Annotated in this window: 18 protein-coding genes; 14 read left to right on the forward strand and 4 right to left on the reverse strand. The window is 40.2% G+C overall.

What is annotated here, in order from left to right:
- The first annotated feature begins 507 nt into the window (after nucleotides 1-507).
- The gene (locus MKZ18_RS02215) at nucleotides 508-1,749 is read left to right on the forward strand and encodes an MFS transporter (protein ID WP_340842953.1); all 1,242 of its coding nucleotides are present in this window, start codon (nucleotides 508-510) and stop codon (nucleotides 1,747-1,749) included.
- Nucleotides 1,750-1,915: 166 nt separating this feature from the next.
- Here MKZ18_RS02215 and MKZ18_RS02220 read toward each other — a convergent pair whose 3' ends face one another.
- Nucleotides 1,916-3,277 carry an MFS transporter gene (locus MKZ18_RS02220; RefSeq protein WP_025908680.1) on the reverse strand — a complete coding sequence of 454 codons (1,362 nt, stop codon included), beginning with the start codon at nucleotides 3,275-3,277 and terminating at the stop codon, nucleotides 1,916-1,918.
- 257 nt (nucleotides 3,278-3,534) lie between these two features.
- On the opposite strand from MKZ18_RS02220, the gene MKZ18_RS02225 reads away from it, so the two are divergent.
- From MKZ18_RS02225 to MKZ18_RS02280, 12 genes are all read left to right on the forward strand, one after another.
- Nucleotides 3,535-4,449 (forward strand): LysR family transcriptional regulator, encoded by a 915-nt coding sequence (locus MKZ18_RS02225; protein ID WP_025908681.1) that lies wholly within the window; start codon nucleotides 3,535-3,537, stop codon nucleotides 4,447-4,449.
- Nucleotides 4,450-4,717: 268 nt separating this feature from the next.
- Complete coding sequence (locus MKZ18_RS02230) at nucleotides 4,718-5,920, forward strand: hypothetical protein (RefSeq protein ID WP_025908682.1); 1,203 nt, start codon at nucleotides 4,718-4,720, stop codon at nucleotides 5,918-5,920.
- 345 nt (nucleotides 5,921-6,265) lie between these two features.
- Nucleotides 6,266-8,206 (forward strand): glycoside hydrolase family 16 protein, encoded by a 1,941-nt coding sequence (locus tag MKZ18_RS02235; protein ID WP_340842952.1) that lies wholly within the window; start codon nucleotides 6,266-6,268, stop codon nucleotides 8,204-8,206.
- Nucleotides 8,207-8,324: 118 nt separating this feature from the next.
- On the forward strand, nucleotides 8,325-8,888 hold the full coding sequence (locus tag MKZ18_RS02240; RefSeq protein ID WP_340842951.1) for a sugar diacid recognition domain-containing protein: 564 nt from the start codon (nucleotides 8,325-8,327) through the stop codon (nucleotides 8,886-8,888).
- Nucleotides 8,889-8,917: 29 nt separating this feature from the next.
- Entirely contained in the window at nucleotides 8,918-10,096 is a 1,179-nt protein-coding gene (locus MKZ18_RS02245) for a GntP family permease (protein WP_340843000.1), read from the forward strand.
- Between the two features lie 25 nt (nucleotides 10,097-10,121).
- Nucleotides 10,122-11,255, forward strand: coding sequence for a glycerate kinase (locus tag MKZ18_RS02250; protein ID WP_061786039.1), 1,134 nt, complete (start codon nucleotides 10,122-10,124; stop codon nucleotides 11,253-11,255).
- Nucleotides 11,256-11,341: 86 nt separating this feature from the next.
- Complete coding sequence (locus MKZ18_RS02255) at nucleotides 11,342-12,043, forward strand: AraC family transcriptional regulator (RefSeq protein WP_025908685.1); 702 nt, start codon at nucleotides 11,342-11,344, stop codon at nucleotides 12,041-12,043.
- 84 nt (nucleotides 12,044-12,127) lie between these two features.
- Nucleotides 12,128-13,018 (forward strand): EamA family transporter, encoded by an 891-nt coding sequence (locus tag MKZ18_RS02260; RefSeq protein WP_061786040.1) that lies wholly within the window; start codon nucleotides 12,128-12,130, stop codon nucleotides 13,016-13,018.
- 21 nt (nucleotides 13,019-13,039) lie between these two features.
- Nucleotides 13,040-13,372, forward strand: coding sequence for a chaperone CsaA (gene csaA, locus MKZ18_RS02265; RefSeq protein WP_340842950.1), 333 nt, complete (start codon nucleotides 13,040-13,042; stop codon nucleotides 13,370-13,372).
- 289 nt (nucleotides 13,373-13,661) lie between these two features.
- Nucleotides 13,662-13,910: a branched-chain amino acid transporter permease gene (locus tag MKZ18_RS02270; protein WP_260864998.1), complete on the forward strand. Its 249-nt coding sequence runs from the start codon at nucleotides 13,662-13,664 to the stop codon at nucleotides 13,908-13,910.
- A gap of 157 nt (nucleotides 13,911-14,067) precedes the next feature.
- Entirely contained in the window at nucleotides 14,068-14,193 is a 126-nt protein-coding gene (locus MKZ18_RS02275; protein ID WP_340842949.1) for a tyrosine-protein phosphatase, read from the forward strand.
- Between the two features lie 191 nt (nucleotides 14,194-14,384).
- Nucleotides 14,385-14,543: a tyrosine-protein phosphatase gene (locus MKZ18_RS02280; RefSeq protein WP_240046409.1), complete on the forward strand. Its 159-nt coding sequence runs from the start codon at nucleotides 14,385-14,387 to the stop codon at nucleotides 14,541-14,543.
- 52 nt (nucleotides 14,544-14,595) lie between these two features.
- Here the strand turns inward: MKZ18_RS02280 and MKZ18_RS02285 are convergent, their stop codons facing one another.
- Nucleotides 14,596-14,721 (reverse strand): hypothetical protein, encoded by a 126-nt coding sequence (locus MKZ18_RS02285; protein ID WP_258954128.1) that lies wholly within the window; start codon nucleotides 14,719-14,721, stop codon nucleotides 14,596-14,598.
- A 171-nt stretch (nucleotides 14,722-14,892) separates the two neighbouring features.
- On the opposite strand from MKZ18_RS02285, the gene MKZ18_RS02290 reads away from it, so the two are divergent.
- Nucleotides 14,893-15,510 carry a TetR/AcrR family transcriptional regulator gene (locus MKZ18_RS02290; RefSeq protein WP_025908104.1) on the forward strand — a complete coding sequence of 206 codons (618 nt, stop codon included), beginning with the start codon at nucleotides 14,893-14,895 and terminating at the stop codon, nucleotides 15,508-15,510.
- 88 nt (nucleotides 15,511-15,598) lie between these two features.
- On the opposite strand, the gene MKZ18_RS02295 is transcribed toward MKZ18_RS02290, so the two are convergent.
- On the reverse strand, nucleotides 15,599-16,069 hold the full coding sequence (locus tag MKZ18_RS02295) for a DUF2202 domain-containing protein (protein WP_340842948.1): 471 nt from the start codon (nucleotides 16,067-16,069) through the stop codon (nucleotides 15,599-15,601).
- On the reverse strand, nucleotides 16,029-16,238 hold the full coding sequence (locus tag MKZ18_RS02300) for a ferritin-like domain-containing protein (protein WP_225002133.1): 210 nt from the start codon (nucleotides 16,236-16,238) through the stop codon (nucleotides 16,029-16,031). Before MKZ18_RS02300 ends, MKZ18_RS02295 begins: the two co-directional genes overlap by 41 nt.
- Between the last annotated feature and the right edge of the window lie 36 nt (nucleotides 16,239-16,274).

The following is a 16,274-nucleotide window of genomic DNA, read 5'->3' on the forward strand; positions in this document are numbered from 1 at the left end:
CGAGTGACTGGAACGAACGTGTTGAGACAAACCAAAGAGATGGGAACAGCTAGTGTTCGTCTTTTAGAAGCAATCCTTCTTGTTTAGTCGGTAGAAGTTTAAACTGTAACTGTTTGCTCTTTTTAATGAATGAAATGCTCACTTAGTGCATACTAATTTTTAATGGCAGGAGAAGAGAGTTGTTAATTTCAAGAAAAAAGATAATTGTATCAAAAGGGCCTTTTTGCTATGATAATAGTATCTAATAAGAAATGGGGGTTTTTCTGTTGACAGCATCAATGAGATTACGTTTACCAATGTTCATTCGCTAATTGAATACTTGGAAGCTCTGCCTGCGCTCAGAGCAACGGAATTGGTCTGTCTATTTTTAAGAAAACCCTATATTTTACGGTTATTTTAAGAAGAGAGGAGAATATTCCTCTCTTTTTTGTTGTCTCAAAATAGGAGTGCATGGACGGAATTAGTAGGTAAATGAGATAAAAATTGAATAGAAATGAGCTGTTAAATATGAATAGTGCAGAAAGTCATTTACAAGAGAACTGGTTAAAGAATATTATTCTTTTTCTCAGTAGCCAAACGATTTCACTGTTTGGATCGTCCCTCGTGCAATACGCTATCATGTGGCACATTACGTTAACCACGCAATCGGGCTTCATGATGACGTTGTACATTATCTGTGGATTTATTCCGACCTTTATTTTATCGCCCGTTGCTGGAGTTTGGGCGGATCGCTACAATCGAAAAGTCCTTATTATGCTCGCGGATGGATTAATTGCCACTGCAACGCTTGTTCTAGCAATTCTCTTTTTAATGGGATTTGATAGCATTTGGCTTCTTTTTGTGATGGCAGCAGTCCGTGCGTTTGGAGCAGGGATTCAAACACCTGCTGTTGGGGCCATCTTGCCACAAATTGTGCCAAAAGATAAGCTGACAAAAGTAAACGGAGCAAACGGAAGTATCCAGGCAATCATTATGTTTATATCGCCGATGGTTAGCGCTGCTTTACTTGCTACAGTGTCGCTTGAGATTATTTTTTTCATTGACGTCGTTACAGCAGCACTTGCCATTGTGACACTGCTTACCTTCGTGAAAGTTTCTGTGCATAAAAAAGCTGTGGGGAAACAGGAAGTAAGCTATTTCAGTGATTTTAAACAAGGAATTCGCTACGTGAATAATCATGCTTTCTTAAAGCAATTTTTCTTATTTTTTGCCGTTTTCTTTGTACTAATGGCGCCAGCTGCATTTTTAACCCCGCTTCAAGTGACGCGAAGCTTTGGCGATGACGTGTGGCGATTGACGGCAATTGAAATTGCATTTTCAGTTGGAATGATGATAGGTGGAGGAGTCATTGCAGCTTGGGGAGGCTTTCAAAACCGGATTAAAACATTAGGATTAGCTAGCGTAATTATGGGTGTTTGTATGTTAGCTCTTGGTTTGGTTCCTATTTTTTGGCTGTATTTAGGGTTTATGGGGCTATTCGGGGTGGCTATGCCTATCTTTAATACGCCAGCTACCGTATTATTGCAGGAAAAGGTAGAAGAAGAGTATTTAGGACGCGTATTCGGGGTGATGGGCATGATTTCTACGTCTATGATGCCGCTGGGAATGTTGGTTTTTGGACCTCTCGCAGACTGGATTAGTGTGGAATGGCTCTTGATTGGCACAGGGATTTTTATTGTCATTCTCGCAATTTTCTTAGGGCGAAATAAAGTATTAATTGAATCTGAAAAAAATACGCTGAATGTTTAATAATGATAAGGTACAAGATAAATAGAAAAAACGAGATCATTTTACGTGATCTCGTTTTTTCTTATTTTATCGGTTTAAGATAAGGAACCATCTCTACTGTCACTCCAATAGACGTACCGTGAGCCTTAACCTTCGCGCTTTTCCTTCGCTTCTTACTATACGCTATTTAGCTTGAAATCTTTGATGCTTTAAAATGCACGGGTGCTGTTGTTCTTTCTTCTGTATGTCCATGGCGCTCTTGAACAAATAAAAGAGCGATACAACCGATGATACTAGGAACGGCAAAAGCCATGAATGCTTGCTGAGGAGCTAAGTTGGTTGTTAATAAGAAACCAATAATCACAGGAGCCAAAATAGAACCTACTCGACCGATCCCTACTGTTACACTTAATCCAGTGGTGCGAATTTCTGGTGGGTAGAACCCTGAAACATAAGGGTTTACTAAGTTTTGAGTTCCAGCTGTGCACGCACCGCTAATCGCAATTAAAACGTATAATAAAAGCTGATGAGTTGTGACGCTTAGCGAGATAAAACAAAGTGAACCTAGTAAAAACATGTATAAAAGAACTTTTCGATGACCGATGCGATCAACGAAATATCCGCCTAATAAAGAGCCTCCGATTTGGCCTACTCCTAAAACAAGACTAAAGGACAGGCTTGACGTAATACCATAACCGGCACCTTGCATAATTTTAGGTAGCCATGTGTTTAAACCGTAAATCATAAGGAGGCAGCTAGAGACAATAAGCCAAAAGGATACTGTGCTAATACCTCGCTTGTCAGAAAACAACTTTTTAACAGGAACCCCTTTTGCTTTCTCCTTCACGATCTCGTATTCAAAATCATCGGTTGCTTGGTAATTTCCTTTCGGATTAACTTTATTAAGAATATCCGCAATCTTGTCACCTTGGTTTCGCAGAATGTGAAACGATAGCGACTCTGGAAACTGTTTTAAAAATAAAGGCAAGGTGAGCAGTGGAATAACTCCTAGCCAATATAAAAAACGCCAACCTAAGTTTTCCATTAAATACATCCCTATAAGAGAAGCTAGTATTGCTCCAATTGAGTAGCCGCAGTACATCGTAGCAACGGTGAGAGCGCGATTTTTCTTAGGAGAGTATTCGGTCATCACTGCAATGACAGCGGGCATTAGTCCGCCCATTCCTAGCGCTGCGATAAACCTCATAATGGTAAAGGTAAGCGGGTTTGGTGCAAGACCTGCTAAAAGAGAAAAAATGCTGAATATAGCCATGCAAATCGCTAGAATTTTTTTTCGACCAATTACGTCTGCAAGAGAACCGAGTAAGAAAGAGCCGAGCATCATACCAACAAGCGTATAGCTGCCGATTGCTCCTGCTTCCACGACGCTTAGTCCGTAATCCTCCATCATAAGCGGTAAACCTATTCCATAAAGTGCAATATCAAAACCGTCAAACGCAATGGCATAAAAACACCATAGAAACACGAGCAAATGAAACTTATTAAACGTACTTTCAGCAATGACCTGAGAAGTTTGAACAACGCGCATGAGATTCCTCCTGAAATTCTTGTATTTTAAGTTACTTCTAAACACCCTTAGAAAGCCCAACAATTTGTTTTATTGTATGTATCCTACCATGACTAAAGAGGTATAGTGTAACTGATAAAATGCATTAATTGGTATAGCTAAAAGATATAACAAATAAAAAACGAACAATGATTTGAACTTTTAACCATTTGAAGTTAAAATACAAACGAATATTGTACAGAAAATTTCGAATCAAAAGGGGTCCCATTCATTTAATTATGAAATTACAGCAGCTAAAATACGTGATTGAGGTTGTGAGATGTGGATCAATTAATGAAGCAGCGCGCAGGCTTTACATCTCACAGCCAAGCTTGTCAAAAGCAGTGAAAGAGTTAGAGAAAGAAATTGGAATTACGATTTTCACCCGTACTTCAACAGGTATTGCGCTTTCCTCAGACGGAGCCGAGTTTCTCGGGTATGCAAGGCAGGTTGTTGAACAAGCAGAGCTGTTAGAACACCGGTATTTAAATGCAGCGCCTTCTCCACAGCTACTTTCAATTTCTACTCAGCACTATGCGTTCGCCGTCAATGCGTTTGTGGATATGATTAAAAAGTACGGGCAAGAAAAATACCAGTTTACGATGAGAGAAACGAGAACCTATGAAATTATTGAAGATGTAAAGAGTTTAAAAAGCGAAATCGGTATTTTATACGTTAGCTCGTTTAATGAAAAAGTGATGCTGCAGCTTTTGAAAGAACAAGGGTTGGAGTTTCATGAACTGTTTCAAGCTACCCCTCATATCTTTGTGAGTGCCCAAAATCAGCTTGCTAAAAAGAAATCCGTTACGCTTAAAGATTTAGAAAAATACCCACGGTTGAGCTTTGAACAAGGAGAATTTAACTCGTTTTATTATGCTGAAGAAATTTTCAGCACGATTCCAAGTAAACAAAGCATTCAAGTCAGTGATCGAGCAACGTTATTTAATTTGCTTATTGGCTTAAACGGCTACACCATTTCAACGGGTATTTTAAGTGAAGATTTAAACGGCTCAAATATTGTATCGGTGCCGCTTGATGAAGGTGAGTTTATTAGAGTGGGATGGGTCGTTCACAATAAAACTCAGCTTAGTCGCATGGCTCGAATTTATTTAGAAGAGCTTCATAAAGTAATTGAAAAGTATCATCAAAAATGAACTAGAAGCGATTGGCTTCTAGTTTTTTTGTTTGTTTTCTTGTAAGAGGAAAGTTCAGCTAGGGTAACCGCGTTTGTTCTTAGTTTCTCATAAATTCCCTTTTTATAGTTCAATGATACTTGTAGAACTTTGTCGGTTTTTGGGGATTAATAACTAATCTTTAGAAAAACATTAAATCCTTAGAACTGTATTTCTCTTTCGCTCTATTCATAATTCTCAATCTAATATAAATTAAAAAAGCAGAAAATTAATGAAAGGTTGTAATTAAATGGATAGAATTACAAGAGTTGAAAAATTTTCTAAGGAAAAAGCAAAAGAGAGAAAGAAGCTTATCAAAATTGGTGGAACAGGGTTAGCCATTGTAACAACAATTACTGGATGCAGCGTCTCAAACGCGTTAAACAGCGAACAGACAGAGGCAACAGTCGCACAAGTACAAAAAAGTGCTCAAGATCAGAAGCCTAGCATGAACCCTAAAAAGGTAGTAAACCTGCCAGAAAAGGAGATACCATTTTCTTATAATCAAGCAAACCAACCACTAGAGCAAAGGGTAGTCCATTCTCCTAAGCCGGACGAGCAGGTGCTAGCACAAGAAATCACTGCCGCGTCTAGTGCAAAAGAACAAGATACAGTGAAAGAAGTCACAATTAAGCAAGATCCAGTGGAGCCTGCAGTAAAAGTAGTACCAGTACCGTTAAGCTATCAGGAACAAGAGCCTGTACCTTCGCCCGTAGAAGAAGAAATGAACGTACAAACACCCATACAAGAGTTACCAACAGAAGAGCTACAAACAGAATTTGAAGAGAGTATAGTGCCAGTTGAAGAGCCACCAATTCAAGAGGAAGCCGCTTTACAAGTAGAGAAAGAGCCAGCACCTGTTCAAAAAGTGGAGTCTAAAGAAGAAGAAGCTTTAGAAGAGGATCAAAGTGCTCCAATTCAGGAAGAGCAAGAATCCTTACAAGAAGAAAAAGTGGCGCCTGTGCAGCAAGAACAAAGTAATTCGTCAATACCTGTTGAAAATAACGTAAGGCAGGAGCAAATTTTAGAAGTTCTTGGAGTTGTAACTGGTTTAGTCGATGCTCATTGTATTGAACTTGACGTTCAAGGACAGATAAAAGCGTTTCATGTTAAAAGCGACATCGATTTACAAAACGAGATTCGCCAGTATGAAGCAGGAACAGCACTGGTTGTTCGTTATGTAGCAAGTCCAAATGGACAAAATCAAATTCGTGATATTGTAGAAGTTGTAAGTCCTGATACGGGCGATCAAACAGTATCTATTGAAGCTGATTATTTTGAAATGGTGAATTGGAATACGGTTCAAGTTTACGTAAACAATCAGCCAACAACGTTCAAGCTATCAGACTATTTGGCACATCATAAAGAGAAATTTGCTCCTGGTACAAAAGTGTTACTGACAGGAGTAAAAACCTCGCAAGGAACAATGATTGAAAGCATCAGTCCATTGTAAAATGTCTATTTGTATAACTAGAAGAATGCGTTAGCATTTGCCTATAGTAATAGATCATATATTCTTTACGGTTAATTCTATTTTCGTGTGGTAGCTAACTATCACACGAAAATAGAAGGCAAGATTACATCTATCTAAATGAACCACATTTTTATCCTCTCAAACTACTTATATTAAATTCCTATTTTTTATTTGAATTTTTAGAAAAATATAAAGCTTATTTTATCTCAATCACTAAGATTAACCAGAGAGTAGGGACCACATACGTAGAACTTTATAGGTAATAGAAATGTTAATTAAAATGTAAGCGATTACTATATTTTAATAGAAGAGAGGAAATCATAAATGGAAAGTCCTTCTTTAAAACGAAAGGTTTTCGGCTCCATATTATCAGCAGCGTTAATTAGTTATTTGTTTACCCCGGTTGGTCATGCCGAAGAGGAAGAACAAGCTAAAGGGCAAAAAGAAAAAAATAAGCCAATGTGGACTCAAGTGTGGGGAGACGAGTTTGACGATGGAAAGATTGATCCTACGAAATGGACGTTTGATTTAACAAACGGTGCTTCTGTGGGCATACCTGGGTGGGGGAACAATGAGCTCCAGTATTACACCAATCGTTCAAAAAATGTTCGAGAAGAAGGTGGTAATCTTGTCATTCAAGCTCATAAAGAAAGCTACCAAGGCTTTGACTACACATCTGCTCGTGTAAAGACGAAAGGGTTGTTCAGCAAGAAATACGGGAAGTTTGAAATCCGTGCTAGCGCCCCAACAGGTAAAGGCTATTGGCCTGCCGTTTGGATGCTTCCGGAGCATAATCGTTACGGAGGCTGGGCAGCTTCGGGTGAAATTGATATTATGGAAGGCTGGGGTAGCAGGCCAAATACTATTGCGGGCACCATTCACTATGGTCAGCAGTGGCCAAACAATACGTATAGCGGTGAAGAATACACATTTAAAGATGGAAGCACAATTGAAGATTTCCACACATATGCCGTTGAATGGGAGCCTGGTGAAATCCGATGGTACGTGGACGGTGAGCTCTATAGCGTGCAAAACGATTGGTACAGTCAAAGTGATGGACAGCCAGATACCAATGCTTATCCAGCGCCGTTTGACGAAGAATTTCATCTCATTATGAATCTAGCAGTTGGTGGGAATTTTGATGGGAATCCAACGGCAGAGACCCAGTTCCCAAAAGAAATGAAAATTGACTATGTAAGAGTCTATGAGTTAACGGGCAGAGAGTACCGTGAGCCAACTCCTCCAGTCATTCCAAAAGAAGAATATTTGTCAGGTGCTAAGCTTCCTCAAGCAGACGGAAACTTAGTTTATAACAATCAGTTTACAGAAACAAAAGCAGGTGACCCTGGCATGGGAATTGAAGGTACTGCTAACTGGTCCCTTCATAAAGAGCCGGATGGAGATGCAGTTTTATCAGTAGAAGAATTAAACAATAGCCGCTTTTTAAAGGTAAATATACTTCGTCCTGGAGGTCAGCTTTACTCGGTGCAGCCTCAGTCTATTGTGTCACTAGCGAAAGTCCGCTTTTATAAGCTAACGTTTGATGCTAAAACGGAAGTAGCTAGAAGCATGAAGGTACAAGTAACAGGAGGAGCATCAGTTGGATACGCAGGATATTCACCAGCTTTAAATGCTCAGCTGACAAACCAAGTACAAAGCTATGAAGTTTTGTTCCAAATGAAAAAAGAATCCGATAATGCAGCGCGCGTTGAGTTTAATCTTGGAACAAACGACCAGCCTGTATGGATTGGAAACGCAAAGCTTGTAGAGGTTGAAGGAATTCCGTTTAATGACGATATTTCAAAGGTTCCTTTAAGTGATGGAAATCGAGTATACAACGGTACATTTAGCGTGGGAGAAGCAGATGGAATGAGCTATTGGCACGTTGTACAAGCGAGAAAAATAAACGCTTTAGCAACCGTTGACCCTAATGAACGCCAGCTTCATATTGATGTGAAAACAAGCAGCAAATATGCAGATGATTTGAAGTTACTTCAAAAAGGTATCTTCCTGAATGCAGGACAAGGGTATGAATTAAGCTTTGATGCAAGTATTCAACCAAAAGGTGATATGTTTGTTGCGCTGACAGACGAAGATGGAAACGTGTATGAGAAGCAGAAAGTAAAAGTATCTTCCAGAATACAGAAATATCACTTCGCTTTTAAAAATTTACAGCTACCTCATGACGATAAAAATGCTCAGCTTGTCTTTTACTTAGGAGATGTAAAAAAGAGTATAACAATTGACAACATTCATTTACGTTAAGAGGACTCTTCAATTAAAAGAAAGGCTAGGTATAAGCAGGCTTTCTTTTTTTTATTTAATGATGCTATAGTTAACGATAGATTGAAAAGGCATTCATGAGAATGAAGAGGTGGAGTGCATGAGGTTTTTAAATCATTCTTTAGCTCAAGAAATTGTAAATCGAACGAAGAATATTATTCATCGCAACATCAACGTGATGAATGAAAAAGGCGTAATTATCGGCTCAGGGGATCATCATCGAATTGATTCTATTCATGAAGGTGCTGTGCGAGTAATCGAAACACAAAAAGGCTTTGAAATTACGAGTTCTGATTTAACGCATTTTCAAGGAGTAAAAGCAGGAATTAATTTGCCCATTACCTTTCATGATAGGGTTGTTGGTGTGATTGGTATTACAGGTGAACCAGAGGAAGTGAGGAACTACGGTGAGCTTGTGAAAATGGCTGCTGAAATGATTCTACAGCAGGCAGTATTAATAGATGAAATTCAATGGGACGAGCGACTGAAAGAGGAATTAACGAGTCAATTGCTTCACGGCACGGAAACGTTAGATTCCTTTTACTTTGAACGAGTAGAACGTCTTGGCATTCAGTTGGACCTCCCGCGCATAGCGGTAATTTTAAAAATGGAGAATCATTCAAACGGCTATAAGTGGTTGCGCTTGTTGTTGCAATTGTATTGATCTTAAAGAAAGTATCTCCTGCCTATGGAATGATTGCCGGTGCTTTAATTGGTGGTCTAGTAGGAGGAGTGGATATAACGAATACCGTGGCGCTTATGATGGAAGGAGCGCAAGGGATTATACCTGCCGTACTAAGAATATTAGCTGCAGGTATATTAGCAGGTGTGCTCATCGAATCAGGAGCAGCTGCTGTTATTGCAGAAACAATTGTAAAAAAACTAGGAGAAGCGAGAGCACTGCTTGCGCTGGCGCTTGCAACAATGATTTTAACCACAGTTGGTGTATTTGTTGACGTAGCGGTTATTACAGTGGCACCAATTGCGCTTGCAATTGCTCAAAAAGCCAATCTGTCAAAACCGGCAATTTTATTAGCAATGATTGGAGGCGGGAAAGCTGGGAACATTATGTCGCCAAACCCCAATGCTATCGCAGCTTCAGATGCTTTTAATATTCCGCTCACATCCATTATGGCAGCGGGTATAATCCCAGCAGCTTTTGGAATTGTTGTGACGTATCTTATTGCCAAAAAGCTTGTGAAAAAAGGGGCTCCTGTACAGCTTGCCGAAATAGAAGTAAATAATGCAGATAAGCTACCGGCATTTTTACCAGCTATTATTGCGCCGCTTGTGACGATTGTTTTACTATCACTGCGACCGCTGTTTAACATTAATATTGATCCAATGATTGCTTTGCCAATTGGAGGAATTGTCGGTGCAATTGTCATGGGAAGAGGCAAAAAGCTGAATGACTATGCTGTTTCAGGGTTAGGAAAAATGACGGGTGTGGCCATTATGCTCCTAGGAACGGGTACGCTGGCTGGAATTATCGCCAATTCAGGCTTAAAAGATGTATTGATTGAAGGACTAAGTGCGCTCGGCTTACCAGGCTATGTACTAGCGCCAGCATCAGGAATCTTCATGTCTGCTGCGACTGCTTCAACAACTGCAGGAACAGCGGTTGCCAGTCAGGTGTTTAGCTCCACGATTTTAGAGATGGGCGTTTCAGCGCTTGCCGGAGCGGCTATGGTACACGCAGGTGCGACGGTTTTAGATCATTTACCGCACGGTAGCTTTTTCCACGCAACGGGGGGAAGCGTTCATATGGAAATTAAAGAACGACTTAAGCTTATTCCATATGAGTCAGCAGTTGGTTTAACGCTAGCGATTTTATCGACGCTCATTTACGGTGTGTTCAAGCTATTTAGCTAATATTAAAGTGTAGGGAGAGAACGTAATGAAGATTGTCATTGCTCCGGATTCATTTAAAGAAAGCTTATCAGCTTTAGAGGTAGCTGAAGCAGTTGAAAAAGGCTTTAAGCAAGTACTGCCACAAGCAAACTATGTAAAAGTACCGATGGCTGACGGAGGAGAAGGGACGGTTCAGTCCCTGGTTGACGCAACGGATGGAGAGATTATCTCAAAAACGGTTACGGGTCCTTTAGGTGAGCCGGTTGAAGCTTTCTTTGGCATTCTGGGAACGAAGAGAACAGCCGTCATTGAAATGGCAGCCGCGTCTGGATTGCATCTCGTACCCCCTGCTAAGCGAAATCCGCTTATGACAACAACCAAAGGTACAGGTGAGCTCATTTCAGCAGCGCTAGATTACGGCGTAAACCATATTATTATCGGGATTGGTGGAAGTGCCACAAACGATGGAGGCGCTGGAATGGCCAAAGCGCTTGGTGCACAGTTACTAGATGCGGAAGGAAACGAAATTCTAGATGGTGGCGGAGCACTCGGAAACTTAGCTTTTATTAATCTATCAACGCTAGATTCGCGTCTTCAGCACGTCAAAATTGAAGTAGCGTGTGATGTTGATAATCCTCTTACCGGAGAGCGAGGAGCATCTGCCATCTTCGGTCCACAAAAAGGAGCAACGCCAGAGATGGTTGCGCTTTTGGATCGAAATTTACGACACTACGCAGCCGTTCTTGAACGAGACCTTGGTCAAAAGATTGATGACGTGCCAGGAGCTGGTGCAGCAGGGGGATTAGGTGCAGGGCTGCTTGCTTTCTTACAAGCGGAATTGAAAAGGGGCGTCGACATCGTCATTGAAGCAACAAATCTATTAGAAGCCGTTCGTGATGCGGACGTAGTCATCACAGGAGAAGGAAAAATTGACGGGCAAACCATTTATGGTAAAACTCCCATTGGCGTAGCAAAAACAGCCAAAAAGCATGGCATTCCGGTCATTGGAATTGCTGGGAACACCGGAGCTGACAGCCACGTCGTTTATGAGCATGGTATCGATGCGTTATTTAGTATTGTGCCAGGAGTGACGACGTTAGAAAATGCTTTTGCGAATGCCAGCGACTATGTGGAAAAAACGGCGATGAACGTTGCGGCCGTTTGGAAAATGAACAAATAAACCGAGAGCCTAGCGACATGTTAGGCTTTTTTTAAGCGGATTTTGCATTTATAATAGATTCAACTTAACGTAAAGGAGAGAGCCAAATGGATAAAGTGAACGAGTTAACGTGTGAAAAGAGATCCTACTCGAAAGAATTCACGCTGCACCAGCACGAATTTGGACAGTTTCTTTTTCCACTGCAAGGCTCTCTTGATATGGAAATGGCGTTTCAAGAAGTAACGCTTAGCCCGGATCAATGCTTTTACCTGCCTCCGGGACTGAATCATAACTATCGCTCCAGAGACCGAAATGAATTTTTAATCTTAGATATTCCAACGCAGTACCTGCCAAAGGGTACAAACAGCATGTATATGACGCTTGATAGTCAGTGGTCAGCTATTCGGTATTTATTGTTAGAAGAAGCGAAAAACCCTGCTGATTATTCTGCTTTAGTTGATTTAACGAGGTATGTGACTAAAAAGCTCCAAACGTCCAATCCTCCTTCAATTGATTACATTCATCAGCACTTTAAGGAGCCACTCAACCTGGAAACCCTCGCAGCAATTGAGCATTATCATCCCGTTTACTATTCGACATGGTTTAAAAAGCAAACGGGAAAAAGCGTGAAGGAGTATTTATCGAAACTTCGTTTAGATGAAGCGAAGCGTTTATTGCTATCAACAGGATGGTCGATGTCCAGGATTAGTGAAGAGATTGGTTTTGCTAACTCCTCTTCCTTTACAAGATGGTTTGTCAGCCATGAAAGCGTGTCACCACAAAAATATCGAATTCTTAATAATAGATAAAAAGAAGATTAAACTTGGTAAAGAAAATGAATAGGGAATTCTTTATCATAAGGGTAATCGTTCTTTTTATTGAGGTGAATCATTGTGAAAGCAGCTCCTTTTTTCATTTTACTAGCAGGGATTCTATGGGGCACAACAGGTACTACCCAGGCGCTAGCACCGGACTCCGCACACCCAATTGCTATTGGCGCAACAAGGCTTGCAGTAGGCGGTGTGTTTCTATTACTGCTTCTACTGATTAGAAAAGATTTACGTCTAAAAGGATGGCCGCTAAAAGCCACTCTTGTCGCAGCTCTTAGTATGGCATGCTATCAGCCGCTGTTCTTTTCAGCAGTTTCCATTACAGGCGTTGCGGTTGGCACAGTTGTGGCCATCGGGAGTGCACCTGTTTTATCTGGGCTTATTGAATGGTTTTATTCAAACAAGCGGCCAAGCATCATCTGGTGGTGCTCTACGTTTTTATCTATTTTAGGCTGCGTGCTGTTATTTCTGAACAAAGAATCGGCAAGCCTAAATATAATGGGAATTTTCATGGCGCTTGGAGCAGGCCTATCCTTTGCTTGCTACACCCTTGCAAGCAGAGGGTTAGTGGAAAAGTATTCGTCACTATCAGCCGTTGCGGTTGTCTTTATTTTAAGCGCGCTTTTTTTATCACCACTCCTATTTTTATTTGATATGTCATGGTTTACAAGCTTGAGAGGTATTGGTGTAAGCCTTCAGCTTGGCGTTATGGCCACAGGGCTTGCTTATTTTCTATTTGCCAAAGGGCTTGCACACGTTTCATCTTCAACCGCAGTTACTCTAGCGTTAGCAGAGCCGCTAACCGCAACGATGCTTGGCGTTTTAGTTGTAGGAGAAAAGCTGACGATGACGTCTTGGAGCGGAATTAGCTTGTTGTTAATAGGAATTGGGATCCTGATTTGGTCAACACGTGATGTAAGCAGAAAATCTGAAATGGTCACAATCGAAAAATAATAAAAAGGTGGTTCAAGCTAAATGGCAAACATTGAAGACTTTTTAAAATTAGATTTACGCGTTGGTACAATTCTTGACGCCAAACCGTTTCCAGAGGCCAAAAAGCCGGCGATTAAGCTTGAAGTTGATTTTGGAGAAGAGATCGGAGTAAAGCAGTCATCTGCGCAAATTACGCATCGCTATGAGCCAACCGAGCTTCTGAATCGTCAAGTCGTCGCGGTTGTAAACTTTCCGCCAATGCGAATTGCAGGATTTAAATCAGAAGTGCTCGTTTTAGGTGGCGTTCCAGGAGAAGGAGATTTAGTGCTGCTACAGCCGGATGAAAAGTTGCCAAATGGAACGAAGATTTCATGAATAAGAAAAGACAAGCTGAAGGTAGCTTGTCTTTTTACAGCTTTCTTTTATGGCTTAACGAGCTGCATCAATAGCTGTCGCTCATATAGATTTGAATCAATTACGTCAAAGCCGACGAAGTCTTGATAATCAGCGTCTGCAAAGCAAAATTTAATTCCGTTTTATTACGCTACTGAACCACTGCTACTGGGTGCTCGGATCAGCGCTTGGCAGTATTTTTGGCTCGTTTATTACGTTCAGTACGGAAGGGATTGAGTTCGTAATGACCGCGCTGTTTGTCGTCATTTTTATGGAGCAATGGAAAAAAGGCAAGCAGTACCAAAGCGCACTAATCGGAGTTGTTCTACCGGCAGCGGTTATCGGACTGTTGGTAGTGTATTCGTTAAAGGATATCAGCTTTGTTTCAGGAAGTCATGGGTTACCTGAAATGCTAGCAGTTGGCTTTGTGGTATTGCTTCATGCATGGAGGGGAAGCATGTTGCTTTCGATTGGGGGAGGAACAGTTGTATATATGGGATTGGTTCAGCTGGTGTTTTGAAGGGCGCCAGTTTTTTGTCATTTTTTTGATATGAGGCTGCATTTTTTGTTCATTATGGTAGAGATAAATAAAAAGATAAATTAATTAATAGTTCAGCATTTTTGTACTCTATCGTAGAATAAAGAAAAGCAAATATCACAAACAATGGAGAAACGATATGAACTATAACTTTAAAAAGCTATTTAACTTTCGAGATGTTGGCGGAGTGGTGACAGAGAATGGGGAAAAGCTGAAAGAAGGAGTTTTGTTTCGCTCAGAAGATCTATCAAAGCTAACGAAATAAGATATTGAGACCTTTCGTCAGCTGAATATTAAAGCAATCTGTGATTTAAGAATGCCGTCTGAACAAAAATCAAGGGTTAGTCGAGTGCAGCCGGGACCTGATATAGAGCTATTATCTGTATCAATTCATGATAAAAGCCAGGAGTTTACCCATTTTGAGTTTTTAAAATTTCTTGTGAGCAAATTAGGCCCGTGTTAGAAGTGCGGCGTGAGTACTTTGAAGATGTTTATCAAAAAATAATGAAGCAGTACGGAGATATTGGGACATATTTAGAAAAAGGGTGTAATATTCCAAGAGGTTGTTTAGAGCAGCTAAACGAAATGTTTCTTTCATCAAATGAAGGTCAATAACAAAGCATAAACAAGCCGGATTCAAACTGAATTCCGCTTGTTTATATTCCTATTACTGTTCAAGCTCCACTTTTTCGTTAACAGCTTGTGGCTTAAACGTAGAAAGTAGGATCATAATTCCACTGATGATGCCAAATACAATAATAGGTGAAAGTAAGAGTAGTTTGTTTTTAAACATGTTTCGTCCTCCTTATACTTTTGATAGAATAATGAACAACCTGTTGTTTATTTTAGTTCTGTTCAAATTCTATACCTCATGTAATAAGTGTTCAATAATCAGAATTCAAGGATGTGTCGGTTATGGAACACTGCTTAGCAATCTGTTGGATAAAATAAAGGGGGACATACCATGAAAAATCAACATTTGGATTTACGAATTGTTAGGACAAGAGAATCCATTCAAAATGCATTCATTGAATTAATTGAAGAAAAAGGGTTCGACGCTATTTCAGTGAAAGATATTACAACGAGAGCCAACATCAATCGAGGCACCTTTTATGCGCATTATGAGGATAAGTTTGATTTAATGAAGAAATGTGAAGATGAAGTGATGCTAGAGCTTTCTACTATTGTAAAAGAAAATTTCCCAAGCGTTGTTGCTTCTCTAGAGGAGGATTCACCGATAGCCGTCCCGTCTTCCATTGCAATCGTAATCTTTGAATATCTAAACGAAAACAGTAGTTTTATGAGAGCGTTATTAGGTCCAAACGGAGATTTAACTTTTCAGACGAGATTAAAAAAGTTTATGTGGAAAGAAATCTTTGAGAATGAAGCCTTTGACTTTGTTCGGAAAGAAAATTTCCTTGTTCCAGGAGACTATTTAGCTTCTTACATAGCTTCTGCACACATAGGAGTAATCCAACAGTGGCTTAATAGTGGGCGAAAAGAATCTCCAGAAGAAATGGCTAAAATCTTTTCAATTATTACTTTTAACGGTCCTTTTTTTGCTGCTGGTTTGAAAAAATAAAGTGGCCAGAAAGCCTGTGTAAGAATGATGTTCATATCAAAAAGGCTAAACTGTTGTCAGTCTAGCCTTTTGTTAGATAAATAAGCTTCTAGCCGAAGGATGCAACTCCTCTTTCGAAAGCAGCCAAATGATTTACAGATGCGTTTCGTAGCTGCGAAAAGACCATTCGTACATCACTTGGAATATCGAATGTCAAAAAGCGTTCATACATCACGATGTTATCGATTTCTGCTTGAACACCTGCTGAATATGCAGCTTTGAGGTTTGCTGGAGTTTTGACAAGGTTTTGAGAGGTATCATCAGGAATCGGTACTTGGTAGCGATCAAATAGTGGCAGTAATGCATCAATATGGCGTAGTTCTGCTTCTTTGATTTGGACAAACATCCGTACTGGACCAAACGTTGTAATAACGTTATTATATCTAGCCTGAGCTAGGTATTCGTCTTGAAGTGCATACGTCAGCATTTCTGATAACGATAGTGATGGTGCGTTTAATGCTCCTTTAGCACCGTAATCATCAAGCTGTCTTTGAGACGAAGAAGGCTTTGGGTTTTTCATCTTTTTGAATTTCACGTATTTTGTTGCGCTCTTCTTTTGTCTGTGCTAGTTTAGCTAACTTCTCGTAGCACGAAACAGCACTATACTCTGCGTTAATAGCTTTTTGAATAGCGCTTAAAAGCTTTGTATCTGAGGTGTTTCGATAAAAATCATGAAAATATGAATACATAGATTGTCCTCCCTGCATTTGCAATTCATACAGTTT

Origin of the sequence: Priestia sp. FSL W8-0001, from assembly GCF_038050335.1 — a bacterium.
GTDB classification, from domain to species: domain Bacteria; phylum Bacillota; class Bacilli; order Bacillales; family Bacillaceae_H; genus Priestia; species Priestia flexa.

What these genes read in the sequence shown, in the direction of transcription:
- MKZ18_RS02215 (WP_340842953.1), top strand. Translation starts at nt 508, where the DNA reads ATGAATAGTGCAGAAAGTCATTTACAAGAGAACTGGTTAAAGAATATT.
- MKZ18_RS02220 (WP_025908680.1), bottom strand. Translation starts at nt 3,277, where the DNA reads ATGCGCGTTGTTCAAACTTCTCAGGTCATTGCTGAAAGTACGTTTAAT.
- MKZ18_RS02225 (WP_025908681.1), top strand. Translation starts at nt 3,535, where the DNA reads ATGAAATTACAGCAGCTAAAATACGTGATTGAGGTTGTGAGATGTGGA.
- MKZ18_RS02230 (WP_025908682.1), top strand. Translation starts at nt 4,718, where the DNA reads ATGGATAGAATTACAAGAGTTGAAAAATTTTCTAAGGAAAAAGCAAAA.
- MKZ18_RS02235 (WP_340842952.1), top strand. Translation starts at nt 6,266, where the DNA reads ATGGAAAGTCCTTCTTTAAAACGAAAGGTTTTCGGCTCCATATTATCA.
- MKZ18_RS02240 (WP_340842951.1), top strand. Translation starts at nt 8,325, where the DNA reads ATGAGGTTTTTAAATCATTCTTTAGCTCAAGAAATTGTAAATCGAACG.
- MKZ18_RS02245 (WP_340843000.1), top strand. Translation starts at nt 8,918, where the DNA reads ATGATTGCCGGTGCTTTAATTGGTGGTCTAGTAGGAGGAGTGGATATA.
- MKZ18_RS02250 (WP_061786039.1), top strand. Translation starts at nt 10,122, where the DNA reads ATGAAGATTGTCATTGCTCCGGATTCATTTAAAGAAAGCTTATCAGCT.
- MKZ18_RS02255 (WP_025908685.1), top strand. Translation starts at nt 11,342, where the DNA reads ATGGATAAAGTGAACGAGTTAACGTGTGAAAAGAGATCCTACTCGAAA.
- csaA (WP_340842950.1), top strand. Translation starts at nt 13,040, where the DNA reads ATGGCAAACATTGAAGACTTTTTAAAATTAGATTTACGCGTTGGTACA.
- MKZ18_RS02270 (WP_260864998.1), top strand. Translation starts at nt 13,662, where the DNA reads ATGGAGCAATGGAAAAAAGGCAAGCAGTACCAAAGCGCACTAATCGGA.
- MKZ18_RS02275 (WP_340842949.1), top strand. Translation starts at nt 14,068, where the DNA reads ATGAACTATAACTTTAAAAAGCTATTTAACTTTCGAGATGTTGGCGGA.
- MKZ18_RS02285 (WP_258954128.1), bottom strand. Translation starts at nt 14,721, where the DNA reads ATGTTTAAAAACAAACTACTCTTACTTTCACCTATTATTGTATTTGGC.
- MKZ18_RS02290 (WP_025908104.1), top strand. Translation starts at nt 14,893, where the DNA reads ATGAAAAATCAACATTTGGATTTACGAATTGTTAGGACAAGAGAATCC.
- MKZ18_RS02295 (WP_340842948.1), bottom strand. Translation starts at nt 16,069, where the DNA reads ATGAAAAACCCAAAGCCTTCTTCGTCTCAAAGACAGCTTGATGATTAC.
- MKZ18_RS02300 (WP_225002133.1), bottom strand. Translation starts at nt 16,238, where the DNA reads ATGTATTCATATTTTCATGATTTTTATCGAAACACCTCAGATACAAAG.